The sequence below is a fragment of the Thermosipho globiformans genome, from assembly GCF_003990895.1.
In the GTDB taxonomy this organism is placed as follows: domain Bacteria; phylum Thermotogota; class Thermotogae; order Thermotogales; family Fervidobacteriaceae; genus Thermosipho; species Thermosipho japonicus.
The window spans coordinates 12,254-35,736 of the sequence record NZ_BHXD01000013.1 but is presented as its reverse complement, the minus strand read 5'-3'; the positions used below and the strand labels follow the sequence as shown (position 1 = coordinate 35,736).

The 23,483-nt window shown below is 33.9% G+C and carries 25 protein-coding genes and 6 tRNA genes; 15 read left to right on the top strand and 16 right to left on the bottom strand.

Annotated features, from left to right (window positions below; all coding sequences use genetic code 11):
- Nucleotides 1–20 precede the first annotated feature (20 nt).
- Together EO083_RS08585 and EO083_RS08580 are read right to left on the bottom strand one after the other, a co-directional pair.
- The gene (locus tag EO083_RS08585; RefSeq protein WP_126993847.1) at nt 21–1,223 is read right to left on the bottom strand and encodes an MFS transporter; all 1,203 of its coding nucleotides are present in this window, start codon (nt 1,221–1,223) and stop codon (nt 21–23) included.
- The gene (locus EO083_RS08580) at nt 1,207–2,157 is read right to left on the bottom strand and encodes a radical SAM/SPASM domain-containing protein (RefSeq protein WP_126993845.1); all 951 of its coding nucleotides are present in this window, start codon (nt 2,155–2,157) and stop codon (nt 1,207–1,209) included. Before EO083_RS08580 ends, EO083_RS08585 begins: the two co-directional genes overlap by 17 nt.
- Nucleotides 2,158–2,256: 99 nt before the next feature.
- Between EO083_RS08580 and EO083_RS08575 the strand changes: the two genes are divergently transcribed.
- Together EO083_RS08575 and EO083_RS08570 are read left to right on the top strand one after the other, a co-directional pair.
- The gene (locus EO083_RS08575; RefSeq protein ID WP_126993843.1) at nt 2,257–3,273 is read left to right on the top strand and encodes a M20/M25/M40 family metallo-hydrolase; all 1,017 of its coding nucleotides are present in this window, start codon (nt 2,257–2,259) and stop codon (nt 3,271–3,273) included.
- The gene (locus EO083_RS08570) at nt 3,274–4,281 is read left to right on the top strand and encodes a M42 family metallopeptidase (protein WP_126993841.1); all 1,008 of its coding nucleotides are present in this window, start codon (nt 3,274–3,276) and stop codon (nt 4,279–4,281) included. It begins immediately after the preceding gene.
- A gap of 66 nt (nt 4,282–4,347) precedes the next feature.
- Here EO083_RS08570 and rpoZ read toward each other — a convergent pair whose 3' ends face one another.
- The 13 genes from rpoZ to EO083_RS08505 all read right to left on the bottom strand — a co-directional run bounded on the left by rpoZ (nt 4,348) and on the right by EO083_RS08505 (nt 14,029).
- Nucleotides 4,348–4,575: a DNA-directed RNA polymerase subunit omega gene (gene rpoZ / locus EO083_RS08565; protein ID WP_126993839.1), complete on the bottom strand. Its 228-nt coding sequence runs from the start codon at nt 4,573–4,575 to the stop codon at nt 4,348–4,350.
- Complete coding sequence (gene gmk / locus EO083_RS08560) at nt 4,559–5,191, bottom strand: guanylate kinase (RefSeq protein ID WP_126993837.1); 633 nt, start codon at nt 5,189–5,191, stop codon at nt 4,559–4,561. Before gmk ends, rpoZ begins: the two co-directional genes overlap by 17 nt.
- Before the next feature lies 1 nt (nt 5,192).
- Nucleotides 5,193–5,477, bottom strand: a complete 285-nt coding sequence (locus EO083_RS08555) for a DUF370 domain-containing protein (RefSeq protein ID WP_004103981.1) — start codon at nt 5,475–5,477, stop codon at nt 5,193–5,195.
- A 17-nt stretch (nt 5,478–5,494) separates the two neighbouring features.
- Nucleotides 5,495–6,379: a YicC/YloC family endoribonuclease gene (locus EO083_RS08550; RefSeq protein WP_241230029.1), complete on the bottom strand. Its 885-nt coding sequence runs from the start codon at nt 6,377–6,379 to the stop codon at nt 5,495–5,497.
- Nucleotides 6,380–6,505: 126 nt separating this feature from the next.
- Nucleotides 6,506–7,045 (bottom strand): 2-oxoacid:ferredoxin oxidoreductase subunit gamma family protein, encoded by a 540-nt coding sequence (locus tag EO083_RS08545; RefSeq protein WP_126993833.1) that lies wholly within the window; start codon nt 7,043–7,045, stop codon nt 6,506–6,508.
- Nucleotides 7,042–7,794 (bottom strand): thiamine pyrophosphate-dependent enzyme, encoded by a 753-nt coding sequence (locus tag EO083_RS08540; RefSeq protein WP_126993831.1) that lies wholly within the window; start codon nt 7,792–7,794, stop codon nt 7,042–7,044. The genes EO083_RS08545 and EO083_RS08540 overlap by 4 nt, the downstream gene beginning before the upstream one ends.
- A 5-nt stretch (nt 7,795–7,799) precedes the next feature.
- Nucleotides 7,800–8,858, bottom strand: a complete 1,059-nt coding sequence (locus EO083_RS08535) for a 3-methyl-2-oxobutanoate dehydrogenase subunit VorB (RefSeq protein WP_126993829.1) — start codon at nt 8,856–8,858, stop codon at nt 7,800–7,802.
- Nucleotides 8,859–8,871: 13 nt separating this feature from the next.
- On the bottom strand, nt 8,872–9,093 hold the full coding sequence (locus tag EO083_RS08530; protein WP_004103990.1) for a 4Fe-4S dicluster domain-containing protein: 222 nt from the start codon (nt 9,091–9,093) through the stop codon (nt 8,872–8,874).
- Nucleotides 9,094–9,106: 13 nt separating this feature from the next.
- Complete coding sequence (locus EO083_RS08525) at nt 9,107–9,751, bottom strand: cobalamin biosynthesis protein CobQ (RefSeq protein WP_126993827.1); 645 nt, start codon at nt 9,749–9,751, stop codon at nt 9,107–9,109.
- A complete protein-coding gene (gene buk / locus EO083_RS08520) occupies nt 9,744–10,835 on the bottom strand; it encodes a butyrate kinase (protein ID WP_126993825.1) in 1,092 nt (363 codons plus the stop codon). Before buk (EO083_RS08520) ends, EO083_RS08525 begins: the two co-directional genes overlap by 8 nt.
- On the bottom strand, nt 10,828–11,739 hold the full coding sequence (locus tag EO083_RS08515; protein WP_126993823.1) for a phosphate butyryltransferase: 912 nt from the start codon (nt 11,737–11,739) through the stop codon (nt 10,828–10,830). The genes buk (EO083_RS08520) and EO083_RS08515 overlap by 8 nt, the downstream gene beginning before the upstream one ends.
- Nucleotides 11,736–12,797: a butyrate kinase gene (gene buk, locus EO083_RS08510; RefSeq protein WP_206512287.1), complete on the bottom strand. Its 1,062-nt coding sequence runs from the start codon at nt 12,795–12,797 to the stop codon at nt 11,736–11,738. The genes EO083_RS08515 and buk (EO083_RS08510) overlap by 4 nt, the downstream gene beginning before the upstream one ends.
- Nucleotides 12,794–14,029 (bottom strand): aminotransferase-like domain-containing protein, encoded by a 1,236-nt coding sequence (locus tag EO083_RS08505; protein ID WP_126993819.1) that lies wholly within the window; start codon nt 14,027–14,029, stop codon nt 12,794–12,796. Before EO083_RS08505 ends, buk (EO083_RS08510) begins: the two co-directional genes overlap by 4 nt.
- A 271-nt stretch (nt 14,030–14,300) precedes the next feature.
- Here EO083_RS08505 and EO083_RS08500 point away from each other — a divergent pair, with 271 nt between their 5' ends.
- Nucleotides 14,301–15,443: a pyridoxal-phosphate-dependent aminotransferase family protein gene (locus EO083_RS08500; RefSeq protein ID WP_126993817.1), complete on the top strand. Its 1,143-nt coding sequence runs from the start codon at nt 14,301–14,303 to the stop codon at nt 15,441–15,443.
- Complete coding sequence (locus EO083_RS08495; protein WP_126993816.1) at nt 15,443–16,354, top strand: D-2-hydroxyacid dehydrogenase; 912 nt, start codon at nt 15,443–15,445, stop codon at nt 16,352–16,354. The genes EO083_RS08500 and EO083_RS08495 overlap by 1 nt, the downstream gene beginning before the upstream one ends.
- A gap of 54 nt (nt 16,355–16,408) precedes the next feature.
- Here the strand turns inward: EO083_RS08495 and EO083_RS08490 are convergent.
- Nucleotides 16,409–16,484, bottom strand: a tRNA-Ala gene (locus EO083_RS08490).
- Between the two features lie 186 nt (nt 16,485–16,670).
- Here EO083_RS08490 and EO083_RS08485 point away from each other — a divergent pair.
- The 11 genes from EO083_RS08485 (at nt 16,671) to EO083_RS08435 (ending at nt 23,420) form a co-directional block, all read left to right on the top strand.
- Nucleotides 16,671–17,882, top strand: a complete 1,212-nt coding sequence (locus tag EO083_RS08485) for a YgeY family selenium metabolism-linked hydrolase (RefSeq protein ID WP_126993814.1) — start codon at nt 16,671–16,673, stop codon at nt 17,880–17,882.
- A 1-nt stretch (nt 17,883) separates the two neighbouring features.
- Complete coding sequence (locus EO083_RS08480; RefSeq protein ID WP_126993813.1) at nt 17,884–18,873, top strand: ornithine carbamoyltransferase; 990 nt, start codon at nt 17,884–17,886, stop codon at nt 18,871–18,873.
- Nucleotides 18,874–18,875: 2 nt separating this feature from the next.
- Nucleotides 18,876–20,171, top strand: coding sequence for an amidohydrolase family protein (locus tag EO083_RS08475; RefSeq protein WP_126993811.1), 1,296 nt, complete (start codon nt 18,876–18,878; stop codon nt 20,169–20,171).
- Between the two features lie 4 nt (nt 20,172–20,175).
- Nucleotides 20,176–21,459, top strand: coding sequence for an amidohydrolase family protein (locus EO083_RS08470; RefSeq protein ID WP_126993809.1), 1,284 nt, complete (start codon nt 20,176–20,178; stop codon nt 21,457–21,459).
- A gap of 18 nt (nt 21,460–21,477) precedes the next feature.
- A complete protein-coding gene (locus EO083_RS08465; protein WP_126993807.1) occupies nt 21,478–22,560 on the top strand; it encodes a 4Fe-4S binding protein in 1,083 nt (360 codons plus the stop codon).
- Between the two features lie 90 nt (nt 22,561–22,650).
- Nucleotides 22,651–22,727, top strand: a tRNA-Pro gene (locus EO083_RS08460).
- Nucleotides 22,728–22,730: 3 nt separating this feature from the next.
- A tRNA-Gly gene (locus tag EO083_RS08455) sits at nt 22,731–22,806 on the top strand.
- A gap of 11 nt (nt 22,807–22,817) precedes the next feature.
- Nucleotides 22,818–22,894: transfer RNA gene (locus EO083_RS08450), tRNA-Arg, on the top strand.
- 24 nt (nt 22,895–22,918) lie between these two features.
- A tRNA-His gene (locus EO083_RS08445) sits at nt 22,919–22,994 on the top strand.
- 17 nt (nt 22,995–23,011) lie between these two features.
- A tRNA-Arg gene (locus EO083_RS08440) sits at nt 23,012–23,088 on the top strand.
- 68 nt (nt 23,089–23,156) lie between these two features.
- Nucleotides 23,157–23,420 carry a stage V sporulation protein S gene (locus EO083_RS08435; RefSeq protein ID WP_004104037.1) on the top strand — a complete coding sequence of 88 codons (264 nt, stop codon included), beginning with the start codon at nt 23,157–23,159 and terminating at the stop codon, nt 23,418–23,420.
- Nucleotides 23,421–23,483 lie beyond the last annotated feature (63 nt).

Genomic DNA, 23,483 nt, shown 5'->3' with positions numbered 1-23,483 from the left:
AAATAGAAAAAAACACAAATTTAATCTTTTATCTTAAAAAACAAACTCATCAAAAGCAGGATTACTCCTAAAATAGATATTGCTTGTCCAACTCCAAATTTATCTGCAAAAAAACCCAAAACAATCGAAAAAACTGCCGATAATAGTGTTTTAGTTTGTGACTCCACCGACAAAACTGATGCAAGAGCATCAGATTCAACATTGTCTCCTACATATGAAACTGCAATTGGACGTCTTAAATTCTCAAGCACGTACAAAACAATAAAAATCAAGATAGAAATTATATAAAAATTAAAAATATAGCTTACTCCCGCAAAAATTACTGATAATGCACCTACAAATAATGTCAAATTTAAAGCAAATGAGGAACTTTTCTTTCCAATCTTCCATGAATTTTTAGATGCATATGAAGTTAAAAGGTAAAGGAAAAAATAAACAATACCAATTACAATAGATGATCTCTTTTTATCATCTAACCACACAAATATTGGAATTGACAATGCAAATGATTCCAAAATAGGTTGCAAATAATCCTTTAAACTTTTAAAAATAGCAGAATAGCTTGATGTATTTAAAAGTATTTTTAAAACCCTCCAGCTTGCAACAGCATCAATAAAATCTTTTAAAGTTTGTTTTTTTGTCTTTTTTACTTCAGCTTTATCAAGTTCATTAGGATAAGTTGCAAGGTTAATCAAATTTAAAATATATGGAAGAATTGCAATAAAAAATACAGTTCTATAGTTTCCACTTACAAAAACTATAGATGCAGCAATCAAAGAATTAAGCGCAGAGCCAAGCTGAGAAGCTGCTCTTGTTGCGCCATAATACTGAACTTTTAAATCATACATGCCATTAAGTTTTAAATACTGAAAAATCATTGCCTTGTGAGTTCCTGTTCTAAAAGCGTCTCCAAAAGAAAAAAAGATCATTGCAAGTATGTACAAATAAAACGATCTTGAAAAATAAAAAATCAAAAAGGAAATGATATATGATAACATAGAAAAAAGCATAGATTTTTTTCGCCCATACAAATCTGCAACTACACCAGTTGGTATTTCTAAAATGTTAGTTGCAATGCTTTTAATTGAATAAAGAATTCCAATTTGAAGATAGCTAAGGCCAGAAGAAAGGAAAAACAAAATCAAAAATGGTTCAAAAAAACGCAAATTTTTCAGAAAGCCATACATTTGAAATTTTCTAAATTGTTTATCCTTCTTTATCATCTACATGCACCTCGCAAAATATTGGATCATAATCCAAACCTAATTTCTTTGCAAATGCTCTACATCCACCAAAGCAATTGCTAAAATGAGGACAACCCTTACAATTTGAAATTAATATATCTGGGTTATAACTTTCCCAAATTTGCTTAAATGGCTTTTCCTTTAAATTTCCCATATAGTATTCTTTATCATATCTAAAATGGCCACAGGGAACAACCGTTCCATCTACTAAAACAGATGCATGCTCTCTACCTGCAGTGCACAACCCTCCAGAAATATTCTCTTCAACATAAAATGTTAATTTATTTTCATACTTTTTAATTACTTTTCTAACATGCTCAACTTCTTTTTTTGTTGGCAAAAGAAGATCTTTATAAAGTTCTCCTCTGCCTACAGGAACAAATCTATCTACATAAAGTGAAACATTATGCTCTATTGCAAATTTAACCATTTCTTCAAAATGTTCATAATTAATCTTATTTACAACATGTAATACTGTAACATCAAATCCTTCTTCCAGAAAATTTATAAATCCTCTATAGGTTTTTTCAAATGCACCGGGTCCTCTAACAAAATCATGAATTTCTGGAATATGTCCATCAAATGAAATTCCTACCTTTAATTTTGGATAAACTTCCTTAATCTTTTTAACAATTTCCTTGCTTGCAAGTGATGCATTTGTATTTAACATAACATCGAGTCCAATACTTGCAGCATAAGAAATGATATCAATAATATCTTGCCTTATTAAAGGCTCCCCACCAATTAGATCAACAATTTCAACATTTGCATCTTTTAAATCATGTAATACCTTTTTCACCTCATCAAAAGAAAGCTCATTAGAAGATTTTTTACCTGCATTGCAATAGCAGTGTTTACAAGAATAATTGCAAGCAGTCGTTAGTTCAAACTCGATTATCTTTGGATACCGCATATCTCTCCCCCTTTTCTTAAGTTTTTACCTATATTAGTATATACCATATTCTTTAAAATTGTGATAAAATCTTGTTAGAAAATAAGAAGGAGGGATACAGTGAACACTAAAGATTTGTTACTAAAGTTATCATCAATTCATGGACCATCGGGATATGAACACAAAGTAACAAAAGAAATTGAAAATATTATGAAAGACTTAGTAGATGAATGTCATTATACGAAAGTTGGAAGTTTAGTTTGTGTAAAAAAAGGGGAAGGTAAAGGTAAAATTGGACTACTTGCACACGTTGACCAACTTGGTTTTGTAATTTCGAAGATAACAGATGATGGTTTTGCATATGTTGCTGGTATAGGTGGATGGGATCCAAAAACTGTAATTGGTCAAAGAGTAAAAATCTATTCAAAAAACAGAGAATTCTACGGAATCTTTGGATTTTTAGCACCACATCTTCAAAAAGCAGAAGATAGAAAAAAAATACCAACTTTTAATTATTTGTTCCTTGATATAAGTATGAACGAAAATTGGAAAGAAATTCAAGTTGGAGATATTGTAATGTTAGATGAAATTGAAGGATTTGAAAAAAACAACATCGTATACGCACCTGCACTCGACAATAGAGCAAGTTGTGTTTCACTAATTAAAACTGCTGAAATGCTTAAAAAAATAAAACATCAATTTGATGTTTACTTTATTTTTTCCACTCAAGAAGAAATAGGTGGTCCAGGTGCTCCTACGGCAGCATATTTTGCAGACCTTGACTATGCATTTGTTATAGATGTTACACATGGAGATGAATCAATTCCAGGATTTAGAAAAATAGAAATCAATAAGGGGCCTGTTGTGGCTGTTGGACCTGTTGTAGATAAAGAATTCAACGAAAAAGTACAAAATGTATCAGGTCAATATAACATAAAGATACAATACGAACCTATTCCAAGAAGAAGTGGTACAGATACAGACGCAGTCCAACTTGTAAAGGCTGGTATAAAAACCCAATTGATATCAATTCCATTAAAGTACATGCATACACCATATGAAAAGGTTCATGTAAATGACGTTGAAAATACAGCAAAGCTTATGGCATTTACCATTTCAGAATTGGAGGTGCAATAAATGTATTTAAAAGAACTTTCTGAAATAAATGGAGTCTCAGGAAATGAAAAGAAAGTAAGAGACTTTATCATAGAAAAGATAAAAGATAATGTTGATAAATTTTGGGTTGATAGAATGGGAAATTTAATTGCTTTTAAGAAAGGAAATGGAAAGGCAAAAGTTGTTTTGGATGCACACATGGACGAAGTTGGCTTCATGGTTACAAATATTGAAGAAGATGGAACACTTTCTTTTATGCCAGTTGGTGGAGTAGATCCAAGGGTAGTAATCGGTAAAAAAGTTATTATTAACGATGAAATAATAGGAGTTATTGGTTTTAAAGCAATTCACTTGCAAGATGATCCGTATAAAGCTCCTGAATTTTCACAATTAAAAATTGATGCAGGATTTTCTTCAAAGGCAGAGGCAGAAAAAAAGGTTAAAATAGGTGATTACGTTGCATTTACAACAAAATACAAAGAAATTGGCAACTTTGCAACTGGTAAAGCATTTGACGATAGAGGCGGCTGTAGCATTTTAATAGATTTAATTGAAAGTAATATAAAAAGTGACTATGACCTCTATTTTGTATTTAGTGTTCAAGAAGAAACAGGTCTTCGTGGTGCAGCAGTTGTTAGCCAGCAAATAAAACCAGATTTTGCAATTGCACTTGAAACAACTACAGCTGGTGATAATCCTGAATTAGATAAGTCCCAATGGGCAACTCATATTGGTGATGGACCAGCTTTGACATTTTTACATTCAGGCTATGTCATCGATAAAGACTTATTCGATGCACTTGTTGATACTGCAAAGAAAAATAACATTCCATTCCAGTATAAAAGAAGAACCGCCGGTGGAACAAATGCTGCAAGGTATGCAAGAAGTACATACGGTGTTCCTGCTGCAGTAATTTCAATTCCTTCAAGATACATTCACAGCCCTATAATAGTAATAAGCCTTGATGATTATAAAAACAGTGTTTTACTAGTTAAAAAATTTCTCGAAAGTGCTCCAGTGGTAAAGTAAAACCCTAAATTAATAGCACACTAAAAAACATGACCCTGAATTTTTCAGGGTCATGTTTTCTTTTTTTTACTTTACATTTGGAATTAAAACTTTCAAAATCTCTTCGTTCTTAATCCTTATATAACCTTCACTCAATTCCTTTAATGCAATACTTACATAGTTGTTATCCCACGTCTCAACATATGGTTTTGCGAATTCCTTTAAATTTTCTGCACGTTTTGCCGCTGCAATTGGGATAGCAAATTTGTAGGGAATTCTCTTTAGTAGTTCATCATAGTTAATTACCGGTCTCACTTTTACTCACCCCTTTAAAAAGCCGTTTTATCAATGCTTCGTCTAAAATTCTCCTTGTTCTGTACGATTCAGCTGTAATAATAGATTTCATAGCAAGTATAGACTTTTCAAGATCGCTATTGACTATTAAATAATCAAATTCCACAATTTTTGACATTTCCCACTTTGCATTTTCAAGCCTTTTTAACATTGACTGGCTATTTTCAGTTCCTCTTTTTAAAAGCCTCTCCTTTAAAACTTCATAACTTGGTGGTGCAACAAAAATAAAAACTGCATCATCAAAATTTCTCTTTACTTGCAACGCTCCTTGTACATCTATATCCAATATTATTCTATTACCTTTTTCAATATTTTCAAGTACGAATTTTTTCGGTGTTCCATACAAATTCCCATGCACTTCAGCCCATTCTAAAAATTCGCCTTTTTCTCTCATTTCAATAAACTTATCTCTACTTACAAAAAAATAATCTACACCATCAACTTCTCCTGGACGTGGTGGGCGTGTAGTACACGAAACAGAAAAAACTATATTCTCTAGTTTATTCATAAGGGCACTAATAATGCTTGTTTTTCCAACTCCTGATGGTCCACTAACTACAAACAAAGTCCCCTTCATATTATCCCTTTCTTCTAATCTTGTCAAGTTGTTCTTCTATTTCAAAGAATGATTGCATAAACCTTTGGGCAATAGTTTCTGGTTGAATTGCACTTAAAATTATATGGTTACTATCGGAAATTAGGATAGCTCTTGTTTTTCTACCGTATGTTGCATCTATAAGCTTTCCTTCTTCCTTTGCATCTTCTTTTAGTCTTTTAAGTGGTGCACTTTCAGGATTAACAATTGCTACAATCCTGTCACCTGCAATTACGTTTCCAAAGCCAATATTAATTAAACCAAACATAAAATACACCTCCCAAATTATTCAACGTTTTGAATTTGCTCTTTCAATTGTGAGTTAATATATTTGCCCTCAAGGGCTAAATTACTAATTTCAAGCATTCTGCTTTTAGAAAGTATTGTATTAAATTCTCTATGAACTTCTTGTGTTAGAAAATTAAATAACATCCCAACTGGCTCATCCTTTAATAAAAGTTCTTTCATCCTATCTATATGACTTTTTAATCTTTCTATTTCTTCCCTTATATCTGCTTTATCTGCTATCAAAGCTACCGCTGTTTCAAATTGGTTTGTATCCATCTCAACATTTTCAGGTAAAATTTCTTCAACACTTTCTCTTAATTTCTTTGCAATTTCTTCTTTCATATTACTAGCAATTTTTTCTATATTAAATGTTATTTCTTCTATTTTTTTCACCATATTTTCTATGTCCTTACATATCTTTTGACCTTCCTTTTTTCTTTCCTCAACTAACATCTCTAAAGACGATGATAAAACTTCTCTTGTAAAATTCCACAATTCTTCAACCACTTCATCTTCAATATCGCCACGGAAAATTTCTCTAAAATTCAATAAATCACCCAAAACTATCGAATTTTGTATTCCAAGACTCTCCCTTACGCCTTCTAATGTATCATAGTACGATTTGGCCATAACATAATCGATTGAAAGATTTACCGGTGTTAAAAACTTAACATTTATTCTTACATTAACCTTACCACGAGTCAAAAAGTTTGAAATTATCTTAGTAATTTCAATTTCTTTTGAAGATAAATAATAAGGAAGGGATACATTAATATCTAATCCTTTTGAATTGAGGCTTTTTACTTCACAACTTACTCTAAATTTTTCTGAAAACTTTTCCATTTTGGCATAGCCAGTCATACTTTTTAGCAAATTAATCACTCCTATTAACAATTATACACGATTTTTTAATTTTTTCAAAACTTTTTTCGCATTTTCAACTTATTTTATCTTAATTAAAAAGACGGGACCCGAAGGGTCCCATAATGAGGGCTTTATCTCATCCGCCTACTGCTTGCTAGCTTCCTGCATTCCTCTTTCAATAGCTTTAATATTAATATCTATAAGGTTTGCTTTCTTTCCAGTTAACTTTTGCTCAAGCGCCTTTATTACACTTTCTTTTGAAACTATATTTGTAGCCCCAATTACTGCTCCAAGCATTACCATGTTTGCTACTTTTAAATTCCCAAGTTCATCTGCAATTTCATTACAATTAACTTTGTATATATTTATTCCATCTTTTCTATCAGGTTCTCTGTCTATAACTGATTCGTTTAAGAACAAGTATCCACCATCAGTTACAAAGCTTTGAAATTTTAGCATTGAAGGAATATTCATAGCTACTACAACCTCTGCCTTATCTACCACTGGTGATGCAACTTCTTTGTCTTCAACTACAACTGTACAATTTGCAGTTCCGCCACGCATTTCAGGACCGTACGATGGCATCCAAGTTACACTTTTTCCCTCAATCATTCCTGCATAAGCAAGGATCTGACCCATAAGCATTACACCTTGACCACCAAATCCTGCAAACACAAATCTCATTTCTCATCACCAACCTTATCCACAAATACACCCAATGGATATTCAGGAATCATATTTTCTTCAAGCCATTTGTTTGCAGATACAGGATCAATTCCCCAGTTTGTTGGACATGTTGATAGAACTTCAACCATTCCAAATCCTATTCCCTTTACCTGAGCTAAAAATGCCTTTTTAATTGCTTTTTTAGTTTTTTCTACATCTTGAGGAGTATTCACCTTTGTCCTTGCTAGATATGCTACTCCCCTTGCTTCTTTTAAGAATTCACACATATGCATTGGATAACCATCATTTTCTGCTTTTCTTCCATATGGTGTTGTTGTTGACTTCATTCCCAAAAGCGTTGTTGGAGCCATTTGACCACCAGTCATCCCATAAATTGCGTTATTAACAAAAATCGTAGTAATCTTTTCTCCTCTATTTGCAGCGTGCATAATCTCTGCTGTACCAATTGCTGCCAAGTCTCCATCACCTTGATATGTGAATACATATAAATCTGGTCTTGCCCTTTTCATTCCAGTTGCAACTGCTGGTGCTCTACCGTGTGGTGCTATTGTTCCATCCATGTTAAAAAATTGGTATGCAAAAACTGAACAACCTATTGGAGATACAACCAATGTTTTTTCTCTAATTCCGAGCTCATCAATAACTTCTGCAACTAATCTATGGATAATCCCATGGTGACATCCAGGACAATACGTAAATTCCTTTCCAGTTAATGATTCAGGCATTTTATATAAAACTTTTTTCATTAAACTCACCTCCCAATTTCCTTTTTCAATGCATCGTAAATCTCATTAGGTGTTGGAACTACTCCACCCATTCTTGAATAGAACTTAATTGGCTTTTTACCTTTTACAGCTAGTTTTACATCCTCAAGCATTTGTCCCATATTCATTTCTACGTCAAAGAACATTTCTACCTTATCTGCTAGTTTTTCAAGGGGTTCATATGGATATGGCCAAACTGTAATTGGTCTAAATAAACCTACCTTTAATCCATCTTCTCTTGCCATATCAACAACACTCTTTGCAATTCTTGCTACAGTTCCAAATGCTGTTATTACAATATCTGCATCCTCAGTTTTGTACTCTTCCCATCTTACTTCATTCTTTTCTATTTCTTTGTATATTTCAACTAATTCCAAGTTCATTTTCTCAAGATTATAAGGATCTATATCAAATGAAGTAACTATATGAGGTTCTCTTCCTTTTGCACCGGTTAAAGCCCAATCACTATGATCAGGTAAAGTAGAAAGATCTCTAAATTCTGGAAATTCAACTGGTTCCATCATCTGTCCCAACATACCATCTGCAAGAATAAGAGCAGGTGTTCTGTATTTATCTGATAAATCAAATGCTAGAACTGTAAGATCAACAGCTTCCTGAACAGTCGATGGTGCAAGTACGATTAATCTATAATCTCCGTGTCCACCACCTTTTGTTGCTTGCCAATAATCTCCTTGTGCTGGTTGGATATCACCAAGTCCAGGTCCACCACGTACAACGTTTACAAATACCGCTGGAAGTTTTGCGCAGGCCATATAGGAAACGCCTTCCATCATCAAACTGAAACCTGGCGATGATGTAGATGTCATAACCCTTTTACCGGTACATGCTGCACCGTATAACATGTTAACAGTTGCAACTTCACTTTCGGTTTGTAAAAAAACTCCTCCAACTTCTGGTAATCTCTTTGACATATATTCTGGAAGCTCACTTTGAGGAGTTATAGGATATCCAAAGAAATGCCTACAACCTGCTCTTATCGCGGCTTCGCCAATTGCTTCCGTTCCTTTAACCATTACTTTTGCCATACTCTTTCCCTCCTCACTCTTCCCTGTATACTGTTATACAAACATCAGGGCACATTCTATAACAAAATCCACATGCAATACATTTTTCTAAGTGTTTTGGTTCGGCAGGATGATAACCTTTTGAATTAAATGAATCAGAAAATTCTATAACTTTCATTGGACAAGCATTGATACATAATCCGCAACCTTTACATCTTTCCTGATCGATTTCAATATATCCTTTTACCTTAGGCATTTTCACAACCTCCTTAAAAATCCATTTTCATGAACCTTTTTAACCTAAATTTTGGAAACTCTGTTTCAAAATCTTCTAAAAAGTCTGGTATGACTGTATACTTCACTGGAACTTCTAATACTTGGGAAGCTTCTTTTAATATTCTTTCACCTTCTAAAATTACCTCTTTTGTCGTCTCTGAAGATAAATTAGAATTATTAATTAGATAATCAATTTTTATCTTGGCTACCTCGGTCAATTGTTGATAAGTCTTTACAATTCCCTCAACTGTAGAAGTAAATGGTCTTCTTGTATTAACAACCATATAAATCTCTGTATTTTTCAAGTGTGGTTTTAAATACCCCACAACAACTATACCATTTTCCTCCCCGCCAACATCCAACACCGTCTTATACTGAGGATTGTTCAAATAACCTGCTACCGCACCAGTAACTATCGGTAAATCTGCATGCTTTAAAGCACCTGGAGGTGTTACTACTTTAATTCCTTCTGCCTCAAGTTCATCAATTGCATCTCTTGTTCTAAAGTATGGAGAAATAATATCCACATCTGCAATCGCAACATTTTCATACTCATTCTTTAACTTTAATGCATAATTTATTGCAACTTCCGTCTTACCACTACCAAATAAACCTACAAAAACAAAATTTTTAGCCACGCATTTGCACCTCTTCCTTATAGCTCCTTGCTTTTTCTTCTCCTCTTAGGACCCTAAGTGCACCCATTGCAAGCGCTTTTTCTTCATCTCCACCTGGGTAAACAAGTACTTTAGCAATAAAGCTTGTATATTCTTTTAACCATTTGACCATGTAATTTTCATCATATGCAAGTCCCCCGGTCAAAACTATTGCATCAACTTCTCCTTTTAAGGCTGCTGCCATTTTTCCAATCCATTTTGCAATTTGATATGCCATTGCTTTGTAAACAAGTTCTGCCTTTTTATCACCACTTGAGATCATTTCCTGTACCTTCATTGCATCATTGGTACCAAGGTATGCCACAAGTCCACCTTTTCCTTTTATTCTCTTTTTTATAAAATCATAATCGTACTTTCCTGAATAACACAAATCAATCAACTGAGTCAATGGAAGTGTACCACTTCTTTCAGGGGTAAATGGTCCATCACCATCGAGTGCATTGTTTACATCAATGACTTTTCCATTTCTGTGAGCACCTATGGAAATACCTCCACCCATATGAACAACAATAAGGTTTGTTTCTTCGTATTTTTTTCCTAGCTCTTCAGCAGCTCTTCTTGCAACAGCCTTTTGATTTAGAGCATGGAAAATTGATTTTCTTTCAAACATTGGATGTCCAGAAATCTTTGCAATTTTTTCCATTTCATCCACAACAACTGGATCAACAATATATGCAGGAATATTATATTTATTTGAAATTTCAAAAGCTATTACAGCTCCAAGATTTGATGCATGCTCCCCATATTTTGCTTGTTTTAATTCCTCAACCATTAACTCATCAACTAAATAAGTTCCACTTGGAATAGGCCTTACAAGACCTCCGCGGCCAACAACAGCATTAAAATCTTTGTATTCAAATCCAAGTGTTTTTAAAAACTCTTCAATTGCATTTACCCTAAATTCATATTGATCTATTAATCTCTTAAATTGAGAAAGCTCCTCAGGGGTATGTCTTAAGGTTTTAGAAGCCACTTGCTTTTCGTCTTCAAAAATAGCCAATTTTGTACTGGTTGAACCTGGATTTATAACTAATATTCTATACATTAAGATCACCTGCCAAAAGCGTTGTAAGAGCAAGGGAAAGTAACTTTGTCTCATCAGAATCTGCTCTCGAAGTCAATGCAACTGGAACTTTTGCACCAACTATTGCAGATGCAACCTTTGCTCCACCTAAAAATACCATCGATTTATAGAAAATATTTCCTGCTTCTATATCTGGCATAATTAAAACATCTGCATCACCAGCAACATCACTTACGATCCCTTTATGCTCTGCTGCTTCTTTTGAAACTGCATTATCCAAAGCGAAAGGTCCATCAACAATACAACCTTTGATTTGACCTCTTTTATTCATTTGTGAAAGAATGGCTGCTTCAATTGTTGCTGGCATTTTTGGATTAACTATTTCAACAGCACCTAAGATAGCAACCTTAGGAATTTCAACACCTACTGCCTTTTTTGCCACAAAAATTGCATTATTTATAAGGTCTACTTTCTGTTCTAAAGTTGGGGCAATTGTCATTCCAGCATCAGAAACAACCAAAAGTTTATGATACAAAGGAGTTTCAAAAATACTAACTAACGATAATGTTTTTCCGGTTCTAAGACCATATTCCTCTTTTAAAACAACTCTCATCAAATCTCCAGTTTTGATCTTTCCCTTCATTACAAAGTCAGCTTGTTTATCTGCAACTAATTTTACAGCTTTTTCCGCAGCATCATTGTAATCCTTTGCATCCACTAGTTTATATTCGCTTAAGTCAATATTGTTTTCATTTGCTAATTTTTTAGTTTTTTCTACATCTCCAACGAGCATTGCGTTTATTATTCCTTCTTTTTTTGCTTTATCAATTGCTTTAAGAACAACTTCATCTTCACTTGCTGCAACTGCGACAGTTTTTGGCCCATACTTTTTAGCTTTTTCTAAAATTTCATTTAGTTTTTTCATTTTTTCTCACCCCATATCTTTGCCTCTTCCTCACCTTTTAAAACTCTTAAAGCTCCCTTTGCTAAAGCTTCCATTTCAAATTCTCCGGGTACAGAAAAGACAGGAGCAAATTTAAATACATAAGATTTTATCTTTTCCACAACTTCCACATTATTTGCAATTCCACCTGTTATGACAATTGCATCAACTTTTCCCTTTAAAACTGCACACATTCCGCCAATTTCTTTTGCAATTTGGTATACCATTGCATCTATTATGAATTTTTCCTCTTCAGTTCCTTCTTCCATGACCTTTTTTACATCATTTGTTCCTAAATAAGCTACAACTCCACCTTTTCCTATAAACATCTTTTTTAACTCTTCTTTTGTATATTTTCCTGAAAAGCATAATTTTGCCACATCACCTACTGGAAGTTCTCCAGTTCTTTCTGGGCTAAATGGACCTTCGTCATTTGCATTATTTACATCTATCATTCTACCTTTTTCATGAGCTGTTACGGATATTCCTCCACCAAGATGTGCTACAACCATATTTAATTCTTCATATCTTTTTCCTAGTTGATTTGCAACTTCCCTTGCTACCGCCTTTATATTCAACGCATGTGCAAGGCTAAGTCTTTCTATCTCAGGAATTCCAGAAAGTCTAGCTTCATCAATCATTTCATCAACCGAAACCGGGTCAGTTATATATACAGGAATCTTTCCACCAGATAGTGAATATCCAATTACCGCTGCAAGATTAGATGCATGCTTTACCCTAGTCTTATTTTTTAAATAATCAACCATCTCTTCATTTACTATGTATGTTCCACTTTCAAGTGGTGGTAAAATTCCACCTCTACATGCTATTGCATCAAAATCTTCCAATTTGTAGCCATTAGATTCTACAAATTTTAAAATTGCTTCTTTTCTAAAATCTTCTTGTTCCATTAAATCACTAAATTTTTCAAGTTCTTCTACGTCATGTCTCAAAGTCTCCTGAACTTTCTTTATATCATCTTCAAAAATTGCTACCTTTGTACTTGTAGAGCCAGGGTTAATAACTAAAATCAACACTATATCAACCCCTTACTCTTTCCATACTCAACAATTACATCTTTCAATCTTTTAACACCTTCTATTATCTTTTCATGTGGTGGTAAACAGAATGAAAGCCTCATTGAACTTGAAACGCTGTCATCAGGAGTAAATGCTTGGCCTGGGATATAAAACACTAATCTTTTCTTTGCAATTTCAAACATTTCAAGAGTATCAAAACCTTCAGGTAAAGTAACCCAAGTAAACAAACCACCTGATGGATAAATCCATTTAATACCATTAATATCTGAAAAGTTTTCTTCAAAAGCTTTCATCATTGTATCTCTCTTTGATTTATAAAGCTTTAGTGTCGGTGTAATTTGTTCAACCAAATCGTATCTTTCAAGATATCTTGCTGCAATTCTTTGTGTTAAAGCTGGACTACACAAATCTGTACCTTGTTTTGCAAGAACAAATTTTCTAACTAGCTCTTTTTCACCAATAACTGCACCTATTCTAAGTCCAGGAGCAAGTATCTTACTAAAAGTATTAAGAAGAATAACTCTTTCTTTTCCTGCAAGTTTAAATAATGAAGGAAGATGCTCTCCCTCAAACCTGAGCAATCCATATGGATCGTCTTCTAATATTAACAAGTCATATTTTTCAGCAAGCTCTATAATTCTCTTTCTCTTTTCCAAAGAAAGTGTTGCACCAGCTGGGTTGTGAAAGTTTGGAATTACATAAATAAACTTTACTTTCTTTATCTGACCTTTCTCATCGAGCTCTTTTAATTTCTTTTCTAAAACATCCACATTCATTCCATCATCTTCAATAGGTACCGAAACAAAATTTGCAAATCTCATTCTAAATGCACTTGCCGCACCAAGATAAAATGGATTCTCAACAATAGCTATGCTTTCTTCATCTAAAAATACCTTTCCAGCAAGCTCAAGTGCCTGCTGTGAACCTGTCGTAAACATAATATTTGATTCGTCAAGGCCACTAATTCCAAATAATTTTTCCAATAATCTCAACATTTGCTTTGCAAGTTCTGGATCACCTTCGGTTGTACTATATTGAAGCACGTAGCCATATTCATTTTCTATAACTTCGGATGCAATTTTGGAAAGTTCGTGTCTTGGGAAGGTTTCTGGGTCTGGAACTCCTCCTCCAAACGAAATAGCACCTTCAACACTTGCGTACTTTAAGAGTTCTCTTATCAAGGAGGATCGAAGGTTGTCACCTAATTTCGAATACTTTGAACTATAATCCATAGTTTCACCTCCAAATATATGTATCTTATTTCTCATTGTTTGCAATTTTTTGCATGCAAAATTTTGCATTTTTTAACAATTGAAATAATTCTATAATAAGTGTACAATAGAAATACAAAATAGTAAAACTCTAAATAAGCAAGTTTTCCTTCAAAATCAGCAATTTTCTCTAGTTTATTGAAAAATACTAACAATAAACTCCATTTACAATTCATTTATTTAATTTAAAATTGTAAGTGGTAACTACAAAAAAACTAGGAGGTGTTATTAAATGATTAAAAAGAATTATCTTTTGGCTCCTGGGCCAACTCCAGTCCCATCTGAGATTTTACTAGAAGGCGCTCGTGAAACTATTCACCACAGAACCCCACAATTTGTAAAAATACTAGAGGAAACTTTGAATGAGTTAAAATATCTCTTTCAAACAGAACATAGAGTTTACACACTTCTTTCTTCGGGAACAGGTGCTCTAGAAGCTGCTGTAACAAACCTTTTAAACCCTGGAGACAAAGCAATTATTGTCGAAGCAGGTAAATTCGGAGAAAGATGGAGAGAAATTGCAGAAAGATTTAATGTAAATGTTGTGTCTATTAAATTAGAATGGGGAGAGGCCGTTACACCAGAACAAATTAAAGAAGCTATTGAAAAACATCCAGATGCAAAAGCTGTATTCACAACATATAGTGAAACCTCAACTGGTACAGTTATTGATCTTGAAGGTATTGCAAAAGTTACAAGAGATACAGATGTAGTTCTCGTAACTGATGCTGTTAGTGCCCTTCTTGCAGAACCACTAAAGATGGACGAATGGGGAGTAGACGTTGTTGTAAGTGGTTCTCAAAAAGGCGTTATGCTTCCTCCAGGACTTGCATTTATTGCATTAAATGACAAGGCATGGAAATTAGTAGAAAATAGCAAAAATTCAAATTACTACTTTAACCTCAAAGCATACGCAAAAAAATATCCAGACAATCCATGGACTCCAGGTGTTAACCTAATATACATGTTAAGAAAAGCAATTCAAATGGTTAAAGAAGAAGGAATAGAAAATGTTTGGGAAAGGCATAGAATACTTGCGGATGCAACAAGAGCTGCTGTAAAGGCTATGGGATTAGAACTCTTCTCCAAACGCCCAGGAAACGTTGCAACCGCCGTTAAAGTTCCTGAAGGTGTAGATGGAAATAAATTAACAAAAATTATGAGAGATAAATACGGTGTAACAATTGCAGGTGGACAAGAACATGTAAAAGGTAAGATCTTTAGAATTTCAACTCTTGGTTATTTGAGCATTTTTGATACAATTGTTGGTATATCTGCACTTGAATTTGTTTTGAATGAACTTGGATACAAAGTAGAATTTGGCACAGGAGTCAAGGCAGCTCAAGAGGTCCTCTTTAAGGAGGTAAACAAATAATGAGAATACATGTAAATGATCCTCTTGACAAGAGTGCCATGGAAAGACTCATGAACTCTGGATACAATGTGACCTCAGAGCATCTTGAAAAAGAAGAGCTAATAAAGGAAATTCCAAATATAGACGTTTTAGTTGTAAGAAGTGCAACAAAAGTGACCGCTGACGTCATTGAGGCTGGAAAAAATTTAAAAATAATCGCAAGAGCAGGAACTGGACTTGACAATGTTGATGTTGAAAAGGCAAAAGAAAAAGGTATTAAGGTTATAAACACTCCTGGAGCAAATGGAATTTCTGTTGCAGAACTTGCAATTGGACTAATGATCTCTTGTGCAAGACATATTGCAAAGGGAACAATAGATCTAAAAAATGGTGAGTGGACAAAAAAACAACTAAAAGGTCACGAACTCTACAAAAGAACAGTTGGAATTATTGGTTTTGGAAACATTGGAAGAGAAGTTGCAAAAAGATTACTTGCTTTTGACATGAGAGTACTTGCATATGATCCTTTTGTTAAGGAAACAGATATGAATGTTGAAATAGTTGATCTTGACACAATATTTAAGGAATCAGATTTTATTACAATCCATGTTCCTTTAACAAATGAGACAAAACATCTTGTATCAAAAGATGCATTTGAAAAGATGAAAGAAGGAGTCATATTAATCAATGCAGCACGTGGTGGAGTAGTTGATGAAGAAGCACTTTATAACGCACTTGTTTCTGGAAAAGTCTATGCAGCTGGCCTTGATGTATTTGAAGTTGAACCTCCAACAGATGAACTAAGAAAAAAACTTCTTGAACTTCCAAATGTTGTTGCAACACCTCATATTGGTGCTTCAACAGTTGAAGCACAACTGAGAGTTGGACAAATAATAGTTGATAAGATCCTTGAAGAAGTAAAAAAGTTATAATCTCAAAAAGTATAAAACAAAACCTCCACGCTAATTGCGTGGAGGTTTATTTTTTGGTGGAGCCGATGGGATTTGAACCCACGGCCTCTACCGTGCGAAGGTAGCGCTCTCCCAACTGAGCTACGGCCCCATCACAACTAATAATTTAGCACATTATTTTCTTTTGTCAACAAAAGTTTTTATCTTCCTAGTATTTTTGTTTTTCACAAATATCCTTTAAAAATACAATTTTCTTTCCATTTTTTCTGTTTTTCATATATTTTTTATAGCTTTAATTCAAACTATAATACAAACAAAAGATATGGGAGGTGTTTTGATGAATAAAGCATTAGAACTTGCTTATAAATACAAAAATGAAATCGTCAACTTCATGAGTAAACTCATAAGAGCAAAAAGTTATTCATGTCAAGAGAAAGAAGTTGTTCAAGTAATAAAAGAGGAAATGGAAAAAGTAGGTTTTGATGAAATCAAAATTGATGGATTAGGAAACATTATTGGAAAGATCGGAAATGGAAAATACAAAATTGCAATGGATGCTCACATTGATACCGTAGACATAGGAAATGAAAAACTTTGGGAAAAAGATCCCTTCAGTGGGGACTATGATGAAAAATGGGTGTATGGCCGTGGTGCTTCCGATCAAAAAGCCGGAATGTGTTCCATGGTGTATGGTGCAAAAATTTTAAAAGAATTGGGGCTTTTTGATGATTTTACACTTTACATAACCGGTACAGTAATGGAAGAAGATTGCGACGGACTTTGCTGGAGATATATTGTAGAAAAAGAACATCTAAAACCTGATTTTGTTGTGATTACAGAACCTACATCGTTAAATATATACAGAGGTCATAGGGGGAGAATCGAATTTAGAATTAGAACTACAGGGCTGTCAGCCCATGCAAGTGCACCTGAAAGAGGCGTAAATGCTATTTATAAAATGGCAAAAATAATAAATGAAATTGAAAAATTAAATGAGCGTTTAAAAAGCGATTCTTTCCTAGGAAAAGGCACAATTGTCGTTTCTCAAATTTTCTTTAAATCTCCTTCTCATAACGCCGTTCCAGATGAATGCGAAATACAGATCGATAGAAGAATAACTGAAGGTGAAACAAAAGAAACTGTTTTTGAAGAAATAAAAGACGTGTTCAAAAGAGCCGGTGTAGAAGATGCTGAAATTATTGAACTTGAATACAAAAAGCCATCCTATACAGGTGAAATTTTTCCAACTGAAAAATACTTTCCAGTTTGGACTTTCCCAGAAGATAGTTTCATAGTGCAAGCAGCAAAAAAGAACTACATCGATGTTTTTGGAAAAGAACCTTTCATAGATAAATGGACTTTTTCAACAAATGGTACTGTAACAGCCGGAGTATATGGAATACCGACTGTTGGTTTTGGTCCTGGAGAAGAAAGGTTTGCACATGCACCAAATGAAAAAGTAGAAATAGAACATCTTGTAAAAGCCGCTGCATTTTATGCAACTTTTCCAAAGACAATTGTTGAACTTTTAAAAACGAGGAGGGGGTAGGATGTCCACATTTTTTAGAGGAAGGCACTTTATAACCACACAGGATTTTACAAATGAAGAAATAGAACTTATGTTAGATCTTGCAAGAGATTTAAAAATTAAGTTCAGCCATGGAGAACCAACTCCATACCTTTTATACAAAACTTTGTTTTTAATATTCTTTGATGAAAGCACACGAACAAGAAACAGTATGCAAGCTGGTATTGCACAATTGGGTGGTACCGGAATTTTCTTAACACCAGATAAAATGCAAATTGCCCATGGCGAGGTTGCAAAAGATACTGGAATAATCCTTTCAAGATTCGGTGATGGTATTGGAATTAGATTCTGTAAATTCGGCGAAGGAAATAAATATTTAAATGAAATGGCAAAACACTCAAAGGCTCCCGTCATGAATCTACAGGATGATGTTTACCATCCTTTCCAAGTTATGGCAGACCTTATGACAATCCAAGAAAGATTTGGAAAAAATTTAAGAGGATTAAAAGTAGGTATTAGTTGGGCATATGCTGAAAGCCATTTAAAACCGTTGTCGGTACCTCAATCACAAATATTGTTATTTACTAGGTTCGGCATGGATGTAACTCTGGCATACCCTGAAGGATTTGATCTAATGCCAGAAATTGTTGAACAGGCAAAGAAAAATGCCGAAATGTACGGTGGAAAGCTAGAAATTTCTCATAAGATGGAGGATGCATTTGTAGATGCAGATATAGTAATTCCAAAAAATTGGGGTGGCTTCTTTGTTTCAGATAATCCCGATGAAATTAGAGCAGAACAAGCAAAACACAAAAATTGGATATGTACGGAAGAATTAATGAAGCTCACCAAAAAACATTCGATTTATATGCATGCACTTCCAGCCGACAGAGGAAAAGAAGTTGTCGATAGTGTTATTGATGGCCCTCATTCTGTTGTTTACGATGAAGCTGAAAATAGACTTCATACAGCAAAAGCGGTAATGACACTACTCATGGGAGGAAGATTCTAATAATGTTTGATTTGGGTATAATCAACGGAAAACTATACCTCGATGGAAAATATATTAACGCAAATTTATATATAAAATCAGGAAAAATAGTTGATATATCAACAAACTTTCAAAAAAGTAAAGAAGAAATTGATGCAGCCGGGAAGGTTGTTCTTCCCGGTTTTATTGACTCCCATGTTCACTTTGAACTAAACCTTGGAAAGTATACTTCCGTTGATGACTTTGAAAGTGGAAGTATATCTGCATTATTTGGTGGTGTTACAACCATTATTGATTTTTTAGATCCAATATCAAACAATGAAGATTTAGAAAATGCTTTTAAAACTCGTTTGTTTGCTGCAAAAAAGTCTCTTGTTGATTATTCATTTCATACAACTTTAGGAAAATTTGAAGGAAACGTAAATACTTTAATAAATAAAATAAAAGAACTTGGAACAACTTCTATAAAAATCTTTACAGCATATTCTTCAAGTAATAGAAGAACTAATGACAAAATGATGTTTGAATTGTTCAAAATTTCAAAAAATTATAACATCCCAATTTTAATTCACGCAGAAAACGAAGATATGATTATTGAAAATGTACCAATAAACTTTCATTCTAAAGCAAGACCTGAAATCTCTGAAATCTCTGAAATAATTAAAATTGCCGAGTTTTTAAATCAAACAAAAGCAACCGCTTATATTGTCCATACAACTTGCGGAAGCTCAATTGAAGAAATAAACAATAGATTTAACGATATTCTAAACAAAAACATCTTTTTTGAAAGCTGCCCTCATTATTTTTACTTTGATGATAGTATATATGAATCTAAAAAAGGTTATCTTTACACTATGACTCCTCCTCTAAGGAGTAAAAATGAAAACGAAAAATTAAAAAATAATATTGATAACATTTTCTCAATTGGTACTGATCACTGCTCATTTAACAGCAAAGAAAAGCGGAAAAGAAAAACTGGAAACCTTCCAATGGGAATCGGCGGAATAGAACATTCCTTTGTTCTAATGTACTCGTTATTTGGTGAGAAAATAATAGATAAATTTACCATAAATCCTGCAAAATTTTTCGGACTTTATCCCAAAAAAGGAACTTTACTTCCCGGTGCAGATGCTGACATAGTGATATTAAATCCAAATTATAAAGGAAAAATAAACATGTCACATACAAAAGCAGATTACGATCTTTACTTAGGAATTCAAATTAAAGGAAAGGTTGAAAAAGTAATTAAAAATGGTGTTATAACAATTGATCAAGATAAATTGACCAATAAAGTTAAAGGGAACTTTATCAGGAGGTAGATTTATGAAAGCAATAATAAATGCTAAAATTTTTGACTATGAAAATTTTCATGAAAATTATTATATAACATTCGATAAAAAAATAAAAGACATTGGCCCCATGGAAAATTTTAAAGGTGCCCCACAAATAATTGATACAAAAGGAAATTTTGTTTTGCCCGGTTTTGTGATTGGTCATACCCACATTTATTCAACCTTTGCAAGAGGTTTAAACTTGCCATTTAATCCCTTGAATTTTAAAGATATACTTACTCAACTTTGGTGGAAACTTGATTCACAACTTGCAAAAGAAGAAAACTATTACAGCGCCCTTGTTTCAGGAATCGAATTTATAAAAAACGGTGTAACAACAGTAATTGATCATCACGCAAGTGGACTACAAATAAAGGGAAGCTTAAACACATTAAAAAATGCTCTTTGTGATGAAATTGGATTAAGAGGAATTTTTTGCTTTGAAACTAGTGATAGATTCAACGTAGATGAATGTATTGAAGAAAATTTAGAATTTTTAAAGACACAGTCTGAAATGCATGCTGGATTATTTGGTCTTCATGCTTCACTAAGTTTATCTGATAACACTCTTGAAAAAATTTCTAAAAGCTACAAAGGGCCAATTCATATTCACACTGCTGAAAGCATAGACGATGTTGAAGATTCCCTTTCAAAATATGGGCTTCGTGTAATTAATCGATTAGAAAAGTTTGGCCTATTAAGAGAAAATTCAATTCTTGCTCATTGTGTTCATACTTCAGAAGAAGAACTTGAATTAATATCAAAAAAGAACTGCTTTGTTGCATTAAATGTTTCATCAAATATGAACAATGCTGTTGGACTGCCAAATTACAAGTTAATGAAAAAACACAATGTTAAGGTTATAGCAGGAAATGATGGTCTAGGATTTAATTTTGCAAGAGAACTTTTAAATCTCTATTTTTCAATGAAATTAAAAGGAAATTCACCACTTTCATTTTCCTTTGATGACTTAAAAAATATAATATCAAATACTTATGAAATTGCAAGCAAACATTTAAACGTAAAATTAGGAAAAATTAAACCTGGATACGTTGCAGATCTAATTATTGTTCCATATACTCCTCCTACTCCTTTAAATAGTGAAAATGCTTTTGGACATGTAATCTTTGGATTATTTGATAATTTTAGACCTTCTCATGTTATAGTCAACGGAAAAATTTTAATGCAAAATTATGAGATAAACTTGCAAGTAAATGAAATATACAAACAAGCAAGAAAGGTCGCTGAAAATCTTTGGAAAAAATTAAACAAATAAACCAAGGGGGGAAATTAGATGGATCTATCAACTAATATATCTGGAATAAAAATTGATAACCCAGTTATGCCAGCTTCTGGGCCTCTAGTTGGAGACTATGAAAAGATAATGTTTATTGATTCAATGGGAGTTGGAGCAATTGTTACAAAAACTATATCGATAAAAGCAGCTCAAGTACCAAGACCGTGCATATATGGTGAAAACAATTTTGCAATGAATGCTGAACTATGGTCAGAATTACCTCCTGAAAAATGGATTGATGAAATACTTCCCAAAGTCAAAAAAGTTCTTAAAAAACCCCTTATTGTTAGTGCAGGATATTCAAAAGAAGATATGGAAAAACTAATACCACAATTAGATTCATTTGCAGATGCATTTGAAATTTCAACACATTATGTAGGAAAAGATTACAACACAATAGCTGAAATAGTTAAAGCTATTAGAAAAAACACAAACAAACCAATCTTTATGAAAATAAGCCCACACATTCCTGATCCAGTTGAATTTACAAAAGTAGCTATAGAAAATGGGGCAAATGGAATTGTAGCCATAAATTCTCTTGGACCAACTATAAAAATAGATATTAAAAGTAGAAAAATTCTAATTGGAAATGAAAAGGGACAAGTTTGGATGTCTGGACCTGCCATTAAACCAATAGCACTTTCCATTGTTAAGACTATCCGTGATGCTTTCAAAGATATTACAATAATAGGTGTAGGCGGAATAAAAAGCGCAGATGATGTAATAGAATTTCTTCTAGCTGGTGCTGATGCAGTTCAACTATTGTCTTCTGCACTTATCTATGGAAAAGATATATATGAAAAGATAATTAATAATCTACCTAAAAAGCTTGAAAAATATAACTTTAAGAGTATTGAAGATGTTAAATCTCAAAGAGTTACTGATTATCAGACAAAATATACTCCAAATCATCCAATTGTAGATCATCAAAAATGTACCTTATGCAGAATTTGTGAGAGAGTATGTCCATACTTTGCAATAAAAATTGATGAAAAAGTTAACGTAGATAATTCAAAGTGTTTTGGATGCGGTCTTTGTGAAAGCAGATGCCCTGTCAAAGCAATAAGTGGTGTGCTATAATATTAAAACAAAAATCTAAAAAAATTTACATTTATAGTATATTGACATAGGTTCTTTGTTATGCTATAATCAATATCGGTCTCTGAAATTCGGGGCGTAGCGCAGTTGGCTAGCGCGCCTGTCTTGGGAACAGGAGGCCGCTGGTTCGAGTCCAGTCGCCCCGACCATATGCGGGTGTAGCTCAATTGGTAGAGCATCGGCCTTCCAAGCCGAGGGTTGCGGGTTCGAGTCCCGTCGCCCGCTCCAAAAGGATTTGCGCGCCCGTAGCTCAATAGGATAGAGCACCGGACTTCTAATCCGGGGGTTGTGGGTTCGACTCCCGCCGGGCGCGCCAAAATTTAATATATAACTATTGATGGTGGCTATAGCTCAGCTGGTAGAGCGCCTGACTGTGGATCAGGTGGTCGCGGGTTCAAATCCCGCTAGCCACCCCATTTTTTTATTGTATAACGCGCCTGTAGCTCAACTGGATAGAGCGTCGGACTTCGGATCCGATGGTTGCGGGTTCAAATCCTGCCAGGCGCGCCATACGGGACAGTCCCACCACGCAGACTTAGCAAAATTTTACTTAACAACATTGTAAAGGAGGTATTAGTATGGAAGTCCTTAAAGTTGCATCAGGTTCAAACCCAAACAAAGTTGCAGGTGCTCTTGCAGGTGTAATTAGGGAAAAAGGGAAGGCTGAAGTTCAAGCAATTGGTGCAGGTGCTGTAAATCAAGCAGTTAAAGCTATTGCTATTGCAAGAGGTTACTTGGCTCCAAGTGGAATTGATCTTGTCTGTGTTCCTGCATTTACCGATGTTAATATTGAAAATGAATCAAGAACTGCTCTTAAATTTATTGTTTTTCCAAGAGAATAACATTTCTTAATCATAATATGTAAAAAGCCCGGTCGTACTGACCGGGCTTTTATCTTTTTAATT

Coding starts and splice junctions, on each gene's coding strand:
- EO083_RS08585 (WP_126993847.1), bottom strand. CDS start 1,223: ATGATAAAGAAGGATAAACAATTTAGAAAATTTCAAATGTATGGCTTT.
- EO083_RS08580 (WP_126993845.1), bottom strand. CDS start 2,157: ATGCGGTATCCAAAGATAATCGAGTTTGAACTAACGACTGCTTGCAAT.
- EO083_RS08570 (WP_126993841.1), top strand. CDS start 3,274: ATGTATTTAAAAGAACTTTCTGAAATAAATGGAGTCTCAGGAAATGAA.
- gmk (WP_126993837.1), bottom strand. CDS start 5,191: ATGAAGGGGACTTTGTTTGTAGTTAGTGGACCATCAGGAGTTGGAAAA.
- EO083_RS08555 (WP_004103981.1), bottom strand. CDS start 5,477: ATGTTTGGTTTAATTAATATTGGCTTTGGAAACGTAATTGCAGGTGAC.
- EO083_RS08545 (WP_126993833.1), bottom strand. CDS start 7,045: ATGAGATTTGTGTTTGCAGGATTTGGTGGTCAAGGTGTAATGCTTATG.
- EO083_RS08540 (WP_126993831.1), bottom strand. CDS start 7,794: ATGAAAAAAGTTTTATATAAAATGCCTGAATCATTAACTGGAAAGGAA.
- EO083_RS08535 (WP_126993829.1), bottom strand. CDS start 8,858: ATGGCAAAAGTAATGGTTAAAGGAACGGAAGCAATTGGCGAAGCCGCG.
- EO083_RS08530 (WP_004103990.1), bottom strand. CDS start 9,093: ATGCCTAAGGTAAAAGGATATATTGAAATCGATCAGGAAAGATGTAAA.
- buk (WP_126993825.1), bottom strand. CDS start 10,835: ATGTATAGAATATTAGTTATAAATCCAGGTTCAACCAGTACAAAATTG.
- EO083_RS08515 (WP_126993823.1), bottom strand. CDS start 11,739: ATGAAAAAACTAAATGAAATTTTAGAAAAAGCTAAAAAGTATGGGCCA.
- EO083_RS08505 (WP_126993819.1), bottom strand. CDS start 14,029: ATGGATTATAGTTCAAAGTATTCGAAATTAGGTGACAACCTTCGATCC.
- EO083_RS08500 (WP_126993817.1), top strand. CDS start 14,301: ATGATTAAAAAGAATTATCTTTTGGCTCCTGGGCCAACTCCAGTCCCA.
- EO083_RS08495 (WP_126993816.1), top strand. CDS start 15,443: ATGAGAATACATGTAAATGATCCTCTTGACAAGAGTGCCATGGAAAGA.
- EO083_RS08485 (WP_126993814.1), top strand. CDS start 16,671: ATGAATAAAGCATTAGAACTTGCTTATAAATACAAAAATGAAATCGTC.
- EO083_RS08480 (WP_126993813.1), top strand. CDS start 17,884: ATGTCCACATTTTTTAGAGGAAGGCACTTTATAACCACACAGGATTTT.
- EO083_RS08475 (WP_126993811.1), top strand. CDS start 18,876: ATGTTTGATTTGGGTATAATCAACGGAAAACTATACCTCGATGGAAAA.
- EO083_RS08470 (WP_126993809.1), top strand. CDS start 20,176: ATGAAAGCAATAATAAATGCTAAAATTTTTGACTATGAAAATTTTCAT.
- EO083_RS08465 (WP_126993807.1), top strand. CDS start 21,478: ATGGATCTATCAACTAATATATCTGGAATAAAAATTGATAACCCAGTT.
- EO083_RS08435 (WP_004104037.1), top strand. CDS start 23,157: ATGGAAGTCCTTAAAGTTGCATCAGGTTCAAACCCAAACAAAGTTGCA.